General features: G+C 47.2%; 13 protein-coding genes. 4 read left to right on the top strand and 9 right to left on the bottom strand.

The features are described from left to right. Positions 1-12: 12 nt before the first annotated feature. The 4 genes from KWJ01_RS22540 to KWJ01_RS22525 all read right to left on the bottom strand — a co-directional run bounded on the left by KWJ01_RS22540 (position 13) and on the right by KWJ01_RS22525 (position 3,616). The gene (locus tag KWJ01_RS22540) at positions 13-594 is read right to left on the bottom strand and encodes a non-canonical purine NTP diphosphatase (protein ID WP_224999387.1); all 582 of its coding nucleotides are present in this window, start codon (positions 592-594) and stop codon (positions 13-15) included. Then, positions 591-1,586: an FKBP-type peptidyl-prolyl cis-trans isomerase gene (locus KWJ01_RS22535; protein WP_224999386.1), complete on the bottom strand. Its 996-nt coding sequence runs from the start codon at positions 1,584-1,586 to the stop codon at positions 591-593. The genes KWJ01_RS22540 and KWJ01_RS22535 overlap by 4 nt, the downstream gene beginning before the upstream one ends. Before the next feature lie 71 nt (positions 1,587-1,657). Next, complete coding sequence (locus KWJ01_RS22530) at positions 1,658-2,581, bottom strand: FKBP-type peptidyl-prolyl cis-trans isomerase (protein WP_224999385.1); 924 nt, start codon at positions 2,579-2,581, stop codon at positions 1,658-1,660. 3 nt (positions 2,582-2,584) lie between these two features. Further along, on the bottom strand, positions 2,585-3,616 hold the full coding sequence (locus KWJ01_RS22525) for a bifunctional oligoribonuclease/PAP phosphatase NrnA (protein ID WP_224999384.1): 1,032 nt from the start codon (positions 3,614-3,616) through the stop codon (positions 2,585-2,587). Positions 3,617-3,876: 260 nt separating this feature from the next. Here KWJ01_RS22525 and KWJ01_RS22520 point away from each other — a divergent pair, with 260 nt between their 5' ends. Next, positions 3,877-4,299, top strand: coding sequence for a nucleoside-diphosphate kinase (locus KWJ01_RS22520; protein ID WP_224999383.1), 423 nt, complete (start codon positions 3,877-3,879; stop codon positions 4,297-4,299). A gap of 121 nt (positions 4,300-4,420) precedes the next feature. Here the strand turns inward: KWJ01_RS22520 and KWJ01_RS22515 are convergent, their stop codons facing one another. Next, a complete protein-coding gene (locus KWJ01_RS22515) occupies positions 4,421-5,485 on the bottom strand; it encodes a lysylphosphatidylglycerol synthase transmembrane domain-containing protein (RefSeq protein WP_224999382.1) in 1,065 nt (354 codons plus the stop codon). Then, positions 5,486-6,259: a segregation/condensation protein A gene (locus tag KWJ01_RS22510; RefSeq protein ID WP_224999381.1), complete on the bottom strand. Its 774-nt coding sequence runs from the start codon at positions 6,257-6,259 to the stop codon at positions 5,486-5,488. A gap of 302 nt (positions 6,260-6,561) precedes the next feature. On the opposite strand from KWJ01_RS22510, the gene dxs reads away from it, so the two are divergent. After that, a complete protein-coding gene (dxs, locus tag KWJ01_RS22505; RefSeq protein WP_224999380.1) occupies positions 6,562-8,496 on the top strand; it encodes a 1-deoxy-D-xylulose-5-phosphate synthase in 1,935 nt (644 codons plus the stop codon). 9 nt (positions 8,497-8,505) lie between these two features. Continuing rightward, positions 8,506-9,303 (top strand): alpha/beta fold hydrolase, encoded by a 798-nt coding sequence (locus KWJ01_RS22500; protein ID WP_224999379.1) that lies wholly within the window; start codon positions 8,506-8,508, stop codon positions 9,301-9,303. A 42-nt stretch (positions 9,304-9,345) separates the two neighbouring features. Here the strand turns inward: KWJ01_RS22500 and KWJ01_RS22495 are convergent, their stop codons facing one another. Together KWJ01_RS22495 and KWJ01_RS22490 are read right to left on the bottom strand one after the other, a co-directional pair. Next, positions 9,346-10,278, bottom strand: a complete 933-nt coding sequence (locus tag KWJ01_RS22495) for a hypothetical protein (RefSeq protein ID WP_224999378.1) — start codon at positions 10,276-10,278, stop codon at positions 9,346-9,348. A 434-nt stretch (positions 10,279-10,712) separates the two neighbouring features. Next, positions 10,713-11,636 carry a hypothetical protein gene (locus KWJ01_RS22490; RefSeq protein ID WP_224999377.1) on the bottom strand — a complete coding sequence of 308 codons (924 nt, stop codon included), beginning with the start codon at positions 11,634-11,636 and terminating at the stop codon, positions 10,713-10,715. A 217-nt stretch (positions 11,637-11,853) separates the two neighbouring features. On the opposite strand from KWJ01_RS22490, the gene KWJ01_RS22485 reads away from it, so the two are divergent. Further along, complete coding sequence (locus KWJ01_RS22485; protein ID WP_224999376.1) at positions 11,854-13,056, top strand: proline dehydrogenase family protein; 1,203 nt, start codon at positions 11,854-11,856, stop codon at positions 13,054-13,056. A gap of 130 nt (positions 13,057-13,186) precedes the next feature. On the opposite strand, the gene KWJ01_RS22480 is transcribed toward KWJ01_RS22485, so the two are convergent. Then, complete coding sequence (locus KWJ01_RS22480; protein WP_224999375.1) at positions 13,187-14,095, bottom strand: hypothetical protein; 909 nt, start codon at positions 14,093-14,095, stop codon at positions 13,187-13,189. Positions 14,096-14,877 lie beyond the last annotated feature (782 nt).

Genomic DNA, 14,877 nt, shown 5'->3' with positions numbered 1-14,877 from the left:
GGCAAAATTAACCTAATTAGTGTTCTGCTTCAGAAAATCAACCAGTTTTTTCATAGCCCTGGCCCTGTGGCTCATCGTATTTTTTTCTTCCAGCGGCATTTCAGCAAAGGTTCTGTTATGTCCATCGGGCACAAAGAGCGGATCGTAGCCAAAGCCCCTCTCTCCCCTTGCCTTTTCTATGATAGTACCACGCACTTCTCCCTCAAACTGATGCTGCCCCTTTTCAGAAATATAGGTAAGCACAGTACGAAAGCGCGCAGCCCTGTTTTGCTGCCACTGCAGCTTTTGCAACAGCAGCTGCATATTATCTTCGTTGCTGCGGTGGTCGCCGGCATAGCGGGCAGAGTATACCCCGGGCTCACCACCCAGGGCTTCTACTTCCAGGCCTGTATCGTCGGCAAAGCAGGGTATGCCATAATGCTCCCACACATATACGGCTTTTTGTGCAGAGTTGGCTTCAAGGGTTTCGCCGGTTTCGGGCAGCTCTTCCTGACAGCCTATGGCTTCCAGGCTTAGCACCTCCCACTCAGGGCCCAGCCAGCTCTTTATTTCCTCCAGTTTCTTTTTGTTATTGGTAGCGAAGCAGATTCTCATTTCTTGCTCAGCATTTCAATTTCGAAAATAAGCGTACTAAATGGTGGTACAGCGCTAGCGTCTTTCAAAAAGCCTTTCTCTTTAAAGCTGGCCAGATCCTGGCGTGGCAAAACAAAAGCACCTCCGGTTGTTTGGCCGGTACCATACGCAAGGGATGATGGCAGAATAAAGAGTGACTTTTCGCCTACCACCATGGTTCTAAGCGCCTGTGTAAAGCCTGTTACCAGGGAAGTTGTACCCAGCTTAACATCAAATCCTGCACCGCTTGTATTCTCATCAAATACCTGTCCATCAAGAAAATACCCTTTGTAGTAAACGAATACACTGTCGCCGTTAACAGGTGCTTCTCCAGTACCTTCTGTTAGCACTATTTTGTGCAGGCCGCCTGCCAGTTCTTCGGCCGTTCTGCCTTCTGCCTGCAGCCATGCTTGTATATCGGCCTGCTCTGCATCGTAAATCTCCTGCAGCGAGTGGTACACACCCACAATTTCCATTTCCAGTATAAGGTTGCTAAACTCCAGGTAACGCTCCCCATCGGTATAACTCTTGTTGATAGAAGTGTAGCCGAATCCGGAGGGCACATAGTAGCGGTGGGTTTCTCCCACCCGCACATCTTCCAGACCATAGCGAATGGCAATAGGGAAATACCTTCTGTTTGGAGAGTAGGTAATAAGCTCGGGGTTACCCGGCTCCGACTGCCCGATAAGGGTGCCATCCAGCCTGCTGATTTTATAATTTACCAGTGCCACATCGCCCTCCTCAATAAGCTCACCTTCGGGATTCAGGGTCAGGGGCTGGTGAAAAATGCCTCTGGAATCTTTTTCGGCACTAATGTTTTGGGCTGCCAGGAAGGACTCAATTTCAACGATCTGCTGTTCCAGGCGAGCCTGTGCAATTTCTATTTCTGTTGGTCCTTCATCATCATCCTTGCAGGCTGCCACAAATAAAGTCATGAGCCCCAGCAGGCTCCAGATTATCCAACTCTTTTTCATATACAATTATAATGATATAAAAAATCCGATGCAGTTTTTGCTGCACCGGATTAACGTATTTAAATAAAAGCTTATTGCTTTTTCTGAACATCTAAAACCTCTACCTCAAAAACAAGAATAGAGTTAGGCTTAATTACCTCGCTGCGCTGCTGCTCACCATAAGCCAGTGGCGAAGGGATAAATATGGTTGCCTTGCTGCCTTTTGGAAGCTCCAGCAGGCTTTCGTCCCAGCCTGGAATTACCATGCCCTGTCCTACGGCAAAGGTAAAAGGCTCATTCCTGTCGTAAGAAGCATCAAACTGCTCGCCTTCCAGCACCTTGCCACGGTAGTGCACCACCAGGTTATCGCCGCGCTGTGGCTTATCGCCAGATCCACGCTCTGTTACCTGAATACGAACACCGGAAGCAGTGGTATCGGCCACAATGCTGTGTTCTGCCAGGTATTTATCAATGGTCTGTACATCTTTCAGCAACTGCTCTTTCTGACGGCCGGCAGCTTTCGCCTGCATTTTCTGGATGCTTTCCATCTGAATTTGCTGTGCAACCTGCTCATCTACAACGTCTTTTACACCAATGTAGAAGTTCATTTTACTGTTTTCATCGATACCGGCAGGCACAGGAGCGCCCATGGTCTGAATGAAAAAGTTATTTGCCGGTACTACAATCAGTGCGCTATCGCCCTGGTGCAGCATTTTAATGCCTTCGGCAAGCATGCCTTTAAACTGCGGGTTGTTAACAGGCATTATCTCATCCATGCCCCTCTCCTGGGTATCAAAAAACACAGAGTCTTTGCCGGTTGTTGCCCTGATGTTCATTACCAGGAACTTGGTGCTATCAGGATTTGCCTCTTCTCCTACACGGAAAAACTTATACTGTAATCCGCTTTCACGAGTTTTTAAGTCATCACTAACTTCACGTTCTTTGTTGCCTCCACAGGCAGTTGCAAGACCAGCAACTGCTAACAGCAGCCCGGCCTTTAAGAAAGATTTGTACATTGGTTATTCGTAAATTAAAACTTTTGCTTGTAATTGATCTTTGTACTGCGGCAGGAGCGATACAAATTTATTCACTGTTTCTTCCAGCGACTGGTATGAAACACCGCCCGCCGCGTTTTTGTGCCCGCCCCCCTCAAAATGATTCCTGGCAAAAGCATTTACCGAAAACTCACCGATAGAGCGGAAAGAAATCTTGATTGCCTCCTGCCTTTCTACTATTAACGCTGCCATCACCACACCTTGTACAGAGAGCGCATAATTTACCAGACCTTCCGTATCGCCGGTCTTAGACTGGTACTGCTGAAGCTCTTCTGCTGATATGGCCATATAGGCAGTGTTGTACTCGGTGAGGACCTGAAGCTTTTCACTCAAGGCAAAACCCAGGAAGCGCAGGCGCTCCAGAGAGTTGGTATCATAAACAAGCTTGCTTACCTTATGTACATTGGCACCGGCCCTAATGAGGTCTGCCACTATTTCGTGGGTACGCGCAGTGGTGCTGGGGTGTTTAAAGGAACCGGTATCTGTCATGATGCCCGAATACAGCGCCTCGGCTATTTCAGCATCAATAAGGTCTTTATCGCCCAGGTCCAGGATAAGCTGGAAAACCAGCTCTGCCGTGGAGGCTGCCTCAGTGGTCCAGAAAGAATATTTGGCAAAATCTTCCGGTTCCAGGTGATGGTCAATCAGCACCTTTTCTGCCGGCGACTGGCGAACAAGTTCACCGAGTTCGTTAATCCGGGCTAATGAGGAGAAATCAAGGCAAAAGATAAGCTCTGCATCGGCAACCAGCTGGGCCGAGCGGGCTTCATTTCCCTCATTGAAAATGATTACCTCATCATTGCCTTTCATCCAGGCCAAAAAAGCAGGATAATCGGTGGGGGAAATCACCGAGACATGGTGCCCTTTCTTTTTCAGATAGCCGGCTAGCCCAAGCGATGAACCCAACGCATCGGCATCTGGCTTATGGTGAGTTGTGATAACCACCCGCCTTGGCAGGCTGAGGGCTTCCCTAAATGCATTTAAAACTTGCTGCATGACTGGGCAATATACGTCAGCCTTCTCTACTGTTCAGATAAGCTGCAAAACTGCATATATTTTACCGGAAAACAAAATTGGCTGGTGCGGGCTTTAAACAGTAGCCGCCTAAATAACAGATGAGTTAACAAAATGGCAGGTACAATTTTGGCAGGCCATACTGCCGCTGACAAATTTTTAAAATCAGGTACCTTTTAGGAAGAAACTGTTATTTTTGCGGGCAATTTAATCCATACTGCTAACTGAAAACAAAGACCTCCATGGCTGGAAACAGAACATTTACCATGATTAAGCCCGATGCCGTTGCTGATAACAACACCGGTGCCATACTTAAAATGATTGAAGACGCTGGCTTTAAAATCGTTGCCATGAAGCTGACCAAGCTGACTGAAGAGCGTGCGGGCCAGTTTTATGAAGTACACAAAGAGCGCCCCTTCTACAACGACCTGAAGCGCTATATGAGCGGTGGCAAAATAGTTGCAGCTGTTCTGGAAAAAGATAATGCCGTGGCTGACTTCCGTAAACTGATTGGTGCCACCAATCCTGCCCAGGCCGAAGAAGGCACCATCCGCAAGAAGTTTGCAAAGTCTATTGAAGCAAATGCCGTTCACGGTTCTGATTCTGACGAGAACGCCCAGATAGAAGGCAGCTTCTTTTTTGCCGGCACAGAAATGTTTGTTTAAACAGCCCTGCTGATCGAGCTTACTGAACATGAAGAGCCTGCTGAAAAGCTGGCTCTTTTTTTTTAATCCGGCAACCTGCTGCAGCGGTGATGGGAGTACAATGTGCTAATTAGCACATGGATTAAGCTTCCTCTACCGGCTTTTTGGTTAAGAACGCACGCTGCAACCAGCGGGGCAGTACCAGGGCACCCAGGATCAGGTAAGGATAATAGGTAACCATGCGCCAGAGAATGTTGGCAATAAGGGTGTAATCGCCCAGGAAAACACTGAAGAACTGGGGGAATAGGCCCTCGGCAAAGCCACTGCTGCCGGGAGTTGGGGAAATCAGCATGGTGATCCACATTACAATTTGCCGGCCAAATATCAGCAGGTGCTGGCTTACCGTCATATCGGCAAACGCACTGATTACAGCATTAAGGGTAAAATAGCGGGCAATCCAGACAAAAAGGGTTGCTACACTTATCTTTACCCAGTACTCCCAGCCCCGGCCTTTCAGCTGACGTGAGGCCATAATAATTTCGTTGCCCCTGTTAACAGCACCATGGCGCCAGCGGCGCAAGAACCCTATGGATGTTAACTTTATAAGCAACCACTTAAAAGCCCTGGGTTTACTGAAAAGCGCCAGGCCCATTACAAGGGTATAAACCGTAATAAGTCCGTAGCTGATGTAGAAGAGCACCTCCAGGCTGCCTCCGAACTGCAGGTTAGCAGCCTCCAGCCGCGGAAAGGCCTGGCCACCGGAAAGAAACAGGGCAATTGGGGCCGCCACCACAAAAAACATATTATCCAGTATGGCCGAGAGCATGGCATAGGCAATGGACTGCCCCAGCTTTATCCCTTCTTTATACAGAATAAAGATGGCTACTGCTGTTCCTCCCACCACAGAGGGCGTTACAGCCGAAGAAAACTCCCAAAGGATAATCACATAGACGCTGCTCATCCAGCTCAGCTGTTTGCCTGTGAGCATGCGAATGCGATAAATATAGCCCAGGTCGCGGCAAAGAATAATGAGCAGGGCAGCCAGCATAGAGCCGCCGCCGGCATGGGAGATCAGGAGTAACTTATCGGCAGTAAGGTTATCGTCGAACAGCATCATGGCCACCACGATACCTATGCCCAGTAGCACAGGTATCCACACCTTACGCGGATTTAGCGTTTTGAGAACTTTCTGGGTATCTACATTCATTTAGCTGGCAGCGGTAACAGCAGGGGTTTCTGCCGGTGACACCTCTGGTTTATAAATCCAGAAATTATTAAAGCCTTCTCCGAGCCGCAGTTGCACCTCATTTAGCTGCAGCAGCTCCAAAATGGCCAGAAAATTATAAATAACTGTGATCTTTTCAGGCTTTGCCTCAATAATTTCTGTAAAGGAAAGCCGCTCTTTATCTTCCAGCAACCTCATTACATAAGCGCGCTGCCCGCCAATGGTGTAAGGGTAAGGTACTATCTGGTGCACGGGCTGCTGGCTGGCGCTTTCGTAACGCCGCATTACCCGCTGAAATACCTGCATCAGCTTGTACAGATCGAGCTGCTGGAGTTCCAGGTCGGCATCGTGCAGGCTGGCAATGTGCTGGTACTCCCTGCCAACATTGCCCCGCTTTTCCTTTTGCTGCTGCAGTTCTTCCATATCGGAGAGCTGCTGTACTACCGATTTATACTTTTTATATTCCAGCAGGTGACGCACCAGCTCCTCGCGGGGGTCAATTTCTTCTCCTTCTTCGTTGAGCTGGGGCCGGGGTAATAGCATTTTTGCCTTGATGCGCATGAGTGTTGCTGCTACGAGCATAAACTCACTGCCCACCTCAATGTTTAAGCCCTCCAGCTGCCGCATATAGAGCAAAAAATCATGGGTGATCTTTGCAATGGGAATGTCGTGTATGTCCAGCTCATCCCGCTCTATAAAGAAAAGCAGCAGGTCGAAGGGGCCTTCAAAAAGAGGTAATTTTATCTCGAAACTCACTTACCGGCATTTCTGAACCCTAAAATTATGCAGAAATACCGGATATTTCTCTACCTTATGGCATCTTTCTTGAGGAGGGTACGAGGTGTTAGCGATGAAGCATGAGGAGGTCTGCCGCTGCAGTATAGGCCAGGCCGCTGCATTATTTTAGTTTATTCTATATTAAATTTACTTTAGCACACCAGTGAAGTTAAAATATCAAATGAGACAGTGCAAAAGCCCATACCTCATGCTCCACACCCCATACCTTTTCACAAACTTTTGTTAAATTTGTGCGTTCTAATATTTTACAAAACAGGGAAATGCTGATAAAACCAGGAGAATTGCTGGCCAACATAGACAGCCCCGCCGACCTACGAAAGCTTGATCAGACCCAACTGGTGCAGCTTAGCGCAGAGTTAAGGCAGTTCATAATCGACAATGTATCGGTGTATGGCGGGCATTTTGGGGCCAGCCTGGGTGTGGTTGAGCTAACAGTCGCCCTGCACTACGCTTTCAATACCCCCTACGACCAGCTGGTGTGGGATGTGGGCCACCAGGCCTACGGCCACAAGATCTTAACCGGCCGCCTCAAAGAGTTTCATACAAACCGTAAATATGGCGGGCTTTCAGGATTCCCTAAAAGAAAAGAAAGTCCCTACGATACATTTGGCGTTGGCCACAGCTCTACCTCAATTTCTGCCGCACTGGGCATGGCAGTTGCTTCTTACTATAAGCAGGAAGGCGACCGCCAGCATATTGCCGTTATTGGCGATGGCGCCCTTACCGGTGGTATGGCCTTTGAGGCCATGAACCATGCAGGTGTGAGCAACTCTAACCTGCTGATCGTGCTCAACGACAACTGCATGAGCATTGATCCCAATGTTGGCGCACTGAAAGACTACCTTACAGATATCACCACTTCCATTACTTATAATAAAGCTAAGGAAGAAGTCTGGAAGCTGCTGGGTAAGTTCAGCAAATTTGGCACCTCTGCCCAGGACATTGTAAGCAAGGTAGAAGCCAGCTTTAAGTCTTTCCTGCTCAAGCACAGCAACCTGTTCGAGAGCCTTAACCTGCGCTACTTTGGCCCGGTAGATGGCCACGATGTGGATCACCTGGTGCATATTTTCAAGGACCTGCAGCACATACCAGGCCCTAAAATACTGCACTGCATTACCACCAAGGGCAAGGGCTTTGCACTGGCCGAAAAAGACCAGACCAAATGGCATGCCCCCGGTACTTTCGATAAAATTACCGGCGAGATCTATAAAAAAGTATACGACACACCACAGGCTCCCAGGTATCAGGATGTATTTGGCCATACGCTGGTAGAGCTTGCCGAGCAGAACCCCAAGATAATGGGTATTACGCCAGCCATGCCCTCTGGCTCCAGCCTTAATATTATGATGAAGGCCATGCCTGAGCGTGCCTTTGACGTAGGCATTGCCGAGCAGCATGCCGTTACCTTTTCGGCTGGCTTGGCTACCCAGGGCCTGGTACCCTTCTGTAATATTTACAGCACCTTTATGCAGCGTGCCTACGACCAGGTAGTGCACGATATCTGCATTCAGAACCTGCATGTAGTGCTTTGCCTGGACCGTGCCGGTTTTGCCGGTGCCGATGGCCCCACACACCATGGTGCCTACGATATTGCCTTTATGCGCTGCATTCCCAACATAGTGGTGGCTGCCCCTATGAACGAAGAAGAGCTGCGCAACATGATGTACAGCGCACAGCTGCCCCGCGAAGGCGCCTACTGCATTCGCTACCCCCGCGGCCAGGGTGTAATGCCAAACTGGCGCACCCCTTTCCAGAAGATTGAAGATGGCACCGGCCGCATCATTACCGAGGGCGAAGAAGTGGCCATTCTGACCATAGGCCACATTGGCAATTATGCTGTAGAAGCCTGCCAGATGCTGGAAGAGGAAGGCCTGCAGCCCGCCCATTACGACATGCGCTTTGCCAAGCCACTTGACGAAGCCATGCTGCACCAGGTGTTCAAAAAATTCAGGAAGGTTATTACCGTAGAAGATGGCTGCCTGATGGGCGGCTTTGGCAGTGCGGTTGCCGAATGGATGCTGGACCAGGGCTACAGCGCCCGCATTAAGCGCCTGGGCATACCCGACCAGGTAATAGAACATGGTGAGCAGCTGGAACTGCACCGCGAATGTGGTTTTGATCCTGAAGGCATAGCACAGGCTGTTCGTGAAATGGCTGCCCTGCAAACAGCCCCAAAAAGCAAAAGCCTGGCATAACCCCTTTGCATGACTGATCCGTTCTATGCCGAAAGCGGGAACAAACCGGATAACCTGCCCCTGGTCCTGCTACATGGTTTTTGCGAAACCCATAGGCTGTGGGATCAGTTCAGGCAGGCATTAGGTGAGGAAACCTGGATACTGTGTCCCGATTTACCCGGCTTTGGCCGGAGCACTTCACTGCCTGCCGGTTTTACTTTAAGTGAGGTGGCACACCGCCTGGCTGGCTGGCTGGAGCAACTCCAAATTTCAAAATGTATACTGATAGGCCACTCCCTGGGTGGTTATGTGGCCCTGGCTATGCTGGAGCACCACCCTCAGCTGGTAGCTGGCATTGGGCTTTTTCATTCCACAGCCTACGCCGACAGCCCACAAAAGCGGCGCTCGCGCAACAATGTAATAGATTTTGTGGAAAAACACGGGGTGGAGGTTTTTGCCACCTCCTTTGTGCCCCAGCTGTTTTACCATACTAACCGGAAGCAGCTTAAAGAGCAGATTGAGGTAGTAGTAGCCGATGCTGCAGCAACACCGGAACATACACTAATCAGCTACACCCGTGCCATGCAACAGCGCCCCAACCGACTGCCAGTGCTGGAAAAGTGGGGAGGCCCAACGCTTTACATCATCGGCGAAAAAGACACCTCCGTATCGCTGGAGGATAGCCTGCAACAACTGGAAAGCCTGCCCCAGGCAGACGCCCACATACTACACGATACCGGCCATATGGGCATGCTGGAGCAGGAGGAACAATCTATTCAGATTGTAAAAGATTTTATACAGGAAGTAAGGCAACAAAAAAACTCCTGATTACTCAGGAGTTTTTTTGTTGCCTTACTTGCTGAAGGTTCGTTAAGGCATCACTTTAACATTTAGCATAATTCTGCCTGTATTTCCTGCGCCTTCAACAATATCAGCTACATGGATCATGCCCATTCTGCTCCCACCGGTATTATCAGGATCAGTCATGAATACAATCACATCGCCAACCTCCAGGTTAGTAGCCTGCTCTTCATTTGTACCAAAAGTAGCATTTTCATAGGCCTGCTGAATCGTAGCTGCTGAAGTAGCCTCAAAAAAGGCTGATGAAGCCAATTCTGTTTTCTTCAGCTTAGTGTTGTTACGCACATTCCAGCTAGCCTGCCCTGCAGCGGTAGGGAAGTTTTCTGGCGATGCCAGGGTTGCCTCCCTTGTTACGCCATAGAAATAACCAAAATCTATCAGGTTAGAAATAGCTTGCTGAGTGTTGTTTACTTCATTGCTGGTGTAGGTTTCGCCGTTAGTGGTGCTAAACCAGGTTTCAGAAGCACCAGACTCCAGCGGTGCATACAGGAGTTCCTGCTCATACGCTACCAGTGGCTGCTCATTTACAGTTACAATGTACTCATAGGTATTATCGAGTCCGGCATCATCTACCGCCTCAAAATCAAAGTACACCATCTGCCCTGCTTCTGCAGCTATTGGGGTGTAAGTAAAGCTATACACATGGTTTTGTGTGGTCTGACCAGCGGTACGGGATTCTTCAGCGATCATCTCGCGATTTCCGTCTTCACCAACAGTTTTGTAAACCCTGAGAACATTGAATCCCCCGGGAGCAGTAACATTAACAGTAAAAGTTACTGGTTCACCTACATCAGCGGTGGTACCTGTTACATCATCAATTCCAGTAATGGTAAAGGAGGGTCGGTTAGCTGTTACCTCGTCGTCGTCGGTTCCGCAACTGGTGGTAAGCACAACTGACGCAATCAGCAAGAAGCTGAATAATGGATAGAGTAGTTTGTTCATAATAAAAAATTTGGGTGTAGTACAACAAAAATTTACAGGTCCTGTATTACATACTGGTTTAACAGCAATAAGGTTATTTAGAAATTAGCTCAAAAAATTGTACTTACAGGTGGTTTTTAAATTGACTGGCATAACATCATGCAGCACCGCAACAGGCAATCTCCTTTGTTTATGCCGGCATAAAAGTGTTTTATAAGCAGGCAAGTAGTCTTTACGGCTCTATAACAACAATATTTATTTTATACCGACAACGTTATAATCTGCTCCACCTGCCACCCATTGTACTGTACACTTACAGTAAAAGCCTCTGGAGCCAAGGAGCATTTAGGGAGGGAGTGCTCATTGCCGGATACGATTTTTTTTACACCTAACCCTTTTAAAACCAAAAAAGCCCCTGATCACTCAGGGGCTCAAATTTTCTGTGGCGTAAACGCTTAGTTATCTACTGACTGCATTTTAATATGCAAGGTGATTTTTTGAGCAGTGCTGTTGTAGTCTGCACCCTCGATGGTAGTCACTTTAGCTACACCAATGCGGTAACCTCTGGTACTTGCCAGTTGGAAAGCGAAAACATCGCCTACTTTCAAATCAGTTACCTGGTCAGCAACACTGGTATTTACTTTTTCTGCCCAAACACCAGTAATGTGGCTAGATTTGGTAATCGCATCGAAGTTTGTTGTAACTTTTACAAGGTCCGTAGTATTTGTCATACCTGTCAGGTCAGTGGCAGTGTATATTTCTTTTGCACCCTGGCTGGTTGGTGCTGCAATAGTAGCTTTGTTAGTTGCACCGTAGTAGTACACGAAGTCTACTTTTTCCTTGTTGCTCTTAGCCGCCGCCATCAAATAAATGGCATTGTCAATGGTATTGTAGAAACTACCTTGTGTAGTATTCTTCTGTCCACCTAATAATACAGCAGTGCGATTGAGCATTTCAGGCTCATTTACGGTAAGCACAAATGTGTGTTGTACCTGCTTGCCATTATCGTCTACTATTACAAAATCAAAGGTAACATCCTGACCTGCCACATCAGCAGTTGGTGTATAGGTAAAGGAATAAGAATACGCTGTTATAGTCTGGCCTGGATCTTTTGCTTTTTCGTCATAATCAGCAGTTGCGCCTGTACCCACTGTTTTATCTACACGAATCACATTGAAACCACCTGGAGCTACCACACTTACTGTAAAGCTTACAGCCTGACCAACATTTGCAGTTGCCGCAGCAGGATCTGCAATACCTGTAACTGTAATGCTGGGAGCAGCAGGAGTTACATCTTCTTCTTCAGTACCACAACTGGTAGTTAATACAATAGAAGCCATAAATAACAGGCTCCAGAATGAATACAGTAGTTTGTTCATATAAGGGTTACTTGTTTGAGAGATTTGCAACAAATGTATTTGTACAAAACATATGGAACAAACAGCAAAAACGGCAGTAAGGGAGTGGAGCATGTAAGAATATAACAAAGGAAATTGTATGATTTTAAGCTAATTTTAATGTTGCATAAGTTTTTACAGCTTAATATAAGGTACACCCGTAGACTACTTATATTTGCTCCGAAAAACGATTGCATCAATGGATTTAGCAGCACCAGCACACTCACAGCAGCTTGACTTTAACGATACCAAAACTGCATTTGCTCCCCTCTCAGATAATGCACTACGTAAGAAATATTTGATATTTGCATCAATTAACAACAACCTGCTTACTAGAGCTGGCACTACACTTCTAAAGTCGGCTTTCAGGCTAAGGCTGCCTATAAAAGGAGTGGTAAAACATACTGTTTTCGAGCAGTTTTGCGGTGGCGAAACCATTAAGGAAAGTGAGCAAACTATTCAGAAGCTGGCCGAGTACAACATCAAAACCATTCTCGACTATTCAGTAGAAGGAGAGAAAACAGAGCAGGCTTTTGATGCTACCACCGAAGAAACGCTGCGCACGATTGCAAAGGCAAAAAACTCACCACACCTCCCAGTATGTGTATTTAAGGTAACCGGCATAGCCCCTTTTGACCTGCTGGAGAAAATTCAGCGCGGCGATGCCCTCAACCCCCAGGAAGAAGCTGCCTTTGAACGTGTACGCGAACGGGTGGAGCGCATCTGTAAAGCTACTGCCGATGCCGGTGTTCGTGTGTTTATTGATGGAGAAGAAACCTGGATCCAGAATACCATTGATGCCCTGGCTTATGAAATGATGCTGAAGTTCAACCAGCAGCGGGCGGTTGTTTACAACACCTACCAGCTCTACCGGCGCGATGGCCTGAAGCTACTACAGGATGCCATGCACATGGCCACCATGCATAACATACACCTGGGAGCTAAGCTGGTAAGGGGGGCTTATATGGAAAAAGAAAGAGCCCGTGCCGAAGAGATGAACTACCCAGACCCTATAAATCCCGGCAAACAGGCTACAGACGATCTCTACAACCAGGCACTCAAGTATTGCATGGACAACAAACAGCGCATTGCTCTTTGCTCCGGCTCCCATAATGAGTACAGCAACCAGTTGCTTACCATACTGATGCAAAAGCACGGACTGAAGCGAACTGACGATCGGGTGTATTTTGCCCAGCTATACGGCATGAGCGACAACCTTTCTTTTACCCTGGCCGCTGCAGGATATAATGTGGTGAAGTACGTACCCTACGGGCCGGTAGAGAAAGTAATGCCTTACCTCTTTCGTCGTGCGCAGGAGAATACTTCCGTTGCAGGCCAGAGCAGCCGTGAGTTTTCTCTCATCCAGACTGAAATGAAGCGCAGGGGCATTAAGCTGGTGTAACAACCCTAAATGCAATGGACCTTCATAAAGGGGGCTGTAATAAGCTGCAAAAGTAAAAAGCCATGGCATGTTCCATGGCTTTTAATTATAGCATAAGTGCAAAAACAGCTTTTATTAAAAAGGCGCAGCACTATCCATTCTGATCCTCCATTGTAATTTTAATCCGCAGGGTTACTTTTCTTGTTTTAGGATCTGCAGGGTCATTGAATAAATCTACCACCTCTGCAATACCATAGCGGGAGCCTCTGGTAGGGTCCAGTTTGAAAACTATCACATCGCCCACTTCTATAAAATGGATTGCAGTCTTGGGTTCTTCAGTAGCTGTATTGTTCCAGGCATCTACGATATGCTCTGGCTCAGTAATGGCGCTAAAATCCGCGCTGCTGCGGGCAAAGTAGGTCTTGTTGTCCAGCCCTTCAAGTTCTATGTCGCCATACACCATTCGGGCGTACTCGTCTGAAGGCGCCGTCATGGTAAAGGCCATATGTTGATTATAATAGAACATAAAGTCAGCCCGATCTGGGTGTTCAACTGCATCCTCGTAAAAATACACCTGGTTGTCCAGCATGCTGTAGAAGTGGCCAAGGTGCTTGTTAAACCTGCCGCCTATTACAACATTATTGTACAGGCTTATAACAGGGGTATTTACAGTAATGCTGTAGGTTTTAGAAACCTCCCTGGCATCTTTGTCTGCTGCCTCAAATTTAAATACGATGGTTTCACCGGCTTCCTCTATGGAGGGTGAGAATGCGAACGAATAGGTGTGGCTTGTTTGGTTGTCACTGCCGGTAATTAACACTGGCTCTTCTGTGATACCGCCTTCCTTGGAAATCTTCAACGAAGAGAAGCCGGCAGGCATGTTAGTTAGCACATTAAAAGAAACTTCATGGCCAGGATCTACCGTAATAGATTCGCCCTGCGCCCCTTGAAAACTCATAGAGGGATCAACACTAACCTCATCATCTTTTTTACAGCCGGTGGCAACAAAAATTAGCGCCGAAACCAGCACTGTTAGGTAGGAGAAAGAAAATCTGTTCATTAAAAGATAAAATAAAAAGATAGAAAGCTTACGTTAACGGGTCTGAAGGGAATTTTACCTTTCACGCTCAGCCTACTGTTTCCCTGCACCTTCTGTATACTGTTTTCATTAAAAATTGTTTCTACTTCCGTAAGAAACACAAAAATATTCGGTGGCTTGTTGATACAGCCCCTAGGCCCTCTGCTGCAGCATGCCCTCATCATCTATGCAGCCTAGCTTCTTATTAATTCGGGGCTGCAGGAAAAGTTGAAGCACCTGGCATGCGGCCCATCCTGGCTAGAGTCCCAAAGTTAAGCATCAGCCTGCATTACAACAACATCGTGCAGGATGTAGAGCAGCAGAATAACCTAAACCCTGCTTTTGATGTTTGGCATCTGCTGGCGGCATACTGGAGGAGCGGATCATTGATTCCCGTTCAGCTTTTATACAGAAAGTGCTCATAATGCTCAACATAGCTTTATAGTACAATTCAATGATTGAACATTGTAAATATAATGTTTCCAATACAATAAATTGTAGTCAATTTTAAAAATGCAGCATAGCATGAGCACATACCAGCTATGTACCAGGCATGCTATCAACAGAACTGAACCTCTTTCTTCTTCAAAGCATGCCAATTCCGCATCTGTGAGGATATTTATGCTACGATTACTGCACCTGAAACAAATTTACATGCCTCCTAACATGCTGCAGAAACAGCTTAAGCCTGTAGTACCAAGCAAGCTTTAATTAGATTATTCATATATTAAAATAATATAATTAAAATTACTTGTTATAAGTAA

Origin of the sequence: Cesiribacter sp. SM1, assembly GCF_020178975.1 — a bacterium.
Classification (GTDB): Bacteria; Bacteroidota; Bacteroidia; order Cytophagales; family Cyclobacteriaceae; genus Cesiribacter.
Note: the sequence above shows the minus strand (reverse complement) of the source record. Positions and strands in the feature narration are given on the sequence as shown.